This window comes from Acinetobacter sp. V2, from assembly GCF_001188385.1.
GTDB lineage: Bacteria > Pseudomonadota > Gammaproteobacteria > Pseudomonadales > Moraxellaceae > Acinetobacter > Acinetobacter oleivorans.
This window is the reverse complement of sequence record NZ_JZFB01000003.1, coordinates 402352-404652: the sequence shown is the minus strand read 5'-3', so window position 1 is coordinate 404652 and position 2301 is coordinate 402352. Positions and strand designations below refer to the sequence as shown.

Below are 2301 nucleotides of genomic sequence, written 5' to 3'. Positions count from 1 at the left end.
CCCTTAGTTTTCTTTATTACAGTCAATAAAAAAACACTAACGCTTTTTTAACCGCGCTAAATTGCAAGACGAACTGATCCTTGACCCCATATTTCAGGGGTCCAAGAAAGAATGTTTGTATGCTAAAGCCTGTTAGTGTGCACTATTTAAGGCTTGTTCAATCAACTCAATCACGGTGATTGCACCTATCGCTTTTTGCATTGAGACTTGATCATCGAATTCGAATGCATCATCTTCAAGCTCACTTGCAATTAGCTTTGCCTCTTCAAGCGCCCTTTTTATTTTTTGTACCTTGTATTTGTTTACGTCTTTTGCAATTGTCGGAACATATCCTCCACGTTTTGCATTTTTAAGTTGTTTAGCTCTGTTCTGCATTGCTGTAGTCATTCACTATCTCCAACTCACACGTTTAATAAGGCATCTTTATCGTTTGTTATTCTTGAAGTTTTGATCCATTCTTTGAGCAATATAGCTAAGCTATGACTACAAATGTGTGTTCAAAACGTTTCATATGGTACAACAAACTTAAAGAACTAAACGGTATGCATTTAAAGCATTAATTTAAAAGTAGATATTCCTTTTTCTAAAATTGTAAAAAAGTATGAAAGCGCTTACGTTTACGCCTTTTTCAAACTTTAATTTTTTGACCAAAAAGTTCAAATAAGACATTGCCGTATATCGGAAACTTTTGTTACGACTCACAATCTTTGCTAAATTCTTCATGTTCTTGATACCCTTTATCGACGAACATTAAGCCTGATCCACGGAATCGGGCTTTTTTTTATTCCATTTTTTGTTTTGATAGCCTATCTATAAATAATAATTGAGCTATCTCCCTTCTATTTTGCCTCCTCTAGAAACAAAATAAATTTAGCTTTCATCTCAACATGCTGATAATTCAATAAATAGTGGTTCAAATACGATTTAAACTTTATCTATTCATCTGAAGATATAACTGATATTATAACTATAGTTATTATTAGTCAATAACTATAGTTGTTTTACTCGATATAACTTTAGTTATATATTTGTTATAAGTTTGCTGGTGTAACCGTTATGGCTCTTAAAGACCGTTTAAAAGATTCTAGAATTAAAGCCAAAAAAACTCAGGCTGAAGTCGCTGAGGCTGTAAAAATGTCTCAGCCAGCCTATCAAGCTTTAGAGTCTGGGAAAAATTTAAAATCTGCGTTTCTTCCACTTATTGCCCAATTTTTAGGTGTAGATGGTTATTGGTTAACGACTGGAAATACAGAAGATGCTTTTAGAGAAAGTGATGTATTTAGCCCTACAGTTGTGAGTGCTGAATCCACCGATCAATATGCTTGGATTGAAGTGGTAGAAGCTAGTTTTTCGTGTGGTACTGGTGAGTCGATTGAGTTCCATTTCGATGCAATTAATGGGAAAATCCCTTTCCCTGCTTCATTCTTTAAAGAAAAACGGGTTGCCCAAGAGTGCATGCGTATTATCAAAGCTAAAGGCGATAGTATGACAGACTACATTAAAGATGGAGATCTGGTCGGTATTGATATCTCTCAAACTGAAGTAATTGATGGCGAGATTTATGCGGTTTACTTTGCAGGGGAAGGAATGATTAAGCAAATTTTTAAAGAAGCTGATGGGTCTTTAATTTTACATAGTTTGAATGAAAAATTTAGAGACCGCCGTGTAACCGAAGAAAATGGCAAGAACTTTAAGGTCATGGGCCGTCAATTCTGGCGAGCGGGTTAAGGTCGTTATAAATATAATTAAAATAATAATTCGATCAATTTAATTCGTTTTTGCTTTTTATAACTTTAATTATTTATTATCCATATAGATATAAAAAAACCTATCTCTTTTAAAGGAGATAGGTTTTTTTGCTTTAGAGCCAAGCATTTTATCAACAATACGTCGTTAAACGATAAAGCTGATTAAATCCAGCATAAAAGCTTTTACCATCTTGGTTTAATTCGATTTCTTCACCAGATTGAAGTTGAATTTTCTTACCAACTTCGACCCAACGATAACCATCTTGAGAGTTTTGCTTACGCACATGAGGAACGATCCTCACATTAATCTCATTGCCATTTACGGATGTGGCAATTTGCCACTCATTTACTATATTCACAATCATTCACTCATCACTGAGCTCATGTGATTTAACGGTATTTAATTAGAACGCTAGATTTAAGGTATGGACAGTCAGTCTAGAATTTAATATTTAGCTTTATATTGGGTTATTTATAAGCTAATTGCTTTTCATAATTTTCGCATTATGAAAAGTGGTACATCACAGAGCATAATATTTTGGTTGCGGGGGCC

At 34.2% G+C, this 2301-nt stretch carries 3 protein-coding genes; 1 reads left to right on the top strand and 2 read right to left on the bottom strand.

The genetic code is table 11. The features are described 5' to 3' along the window. Nucleotides 1–132: 132 nt before the first annotated feature. Nucleotides 133–387 (bottom strand): hypothetical protein, encoded by a 255-nt coding sequence (locus UC75_RS12730; protein ID WP_005303662.1) that lies wholly within the window; start codon nucleotides 385–387, stop codon nucleotides 133–135. Between the two features lie 669 nt (nucleotides 388–1056). Between UC75_RS12730 and UC75_RS12725 the strand changes: the two genes are divergently transcribed. Then, nucleotides 1057–1728, top strand: a complete 672-nt coding sequence (locus UC75_RS12725) for an XRE family transcriptional regulator (protein WP_005303661.1) — start codon at nucleotides 1057–1059, stop codon at nucleotides 1726–1728. Between the two features lie 151 nt (nucleotides 1729–1879). Here UC75_RS12725 and UC75_RS12720 read toward each other — a convergent pair whose 3' ends face one another. Further along, the gene (locus tag UC75_RS12720; protein WP_004793577.1) at nucleotides 1880–2113 is read right to left on the bottom strand and encodes a hypothetical protein; all 234 of its coding nucleotides are present in this window, start codon (nucleotides 2111–2113) and stop codon (nucleotides 1880–1882) included. Nucleotides 2114–2301: the final 188 nt, after the last annotated feature.

Coding starts and splice junctions, on each gene's coding strand:
- UC75_RS12730 (WP_005303662.1), bottom strand. CDS start 387: ATGACTACAGCAATGCAGAACAGAGCTAAACAACTTAAAAATGCAAAA.
- UC75_RS12725 (WP_005303661.1), top strand. CDS start 1,057: ATGGCTCTTAAAGACCGTTTAAAAGATTCTAGAATTAAAGCCAAAAAA.
- UC75_RS12720 (WP_004793577.1), bottom strand. CDS start 2,113: ATGATTGTGAATATAGTAAATGAGTGGCAAATTGCCACATCCGTAAAT.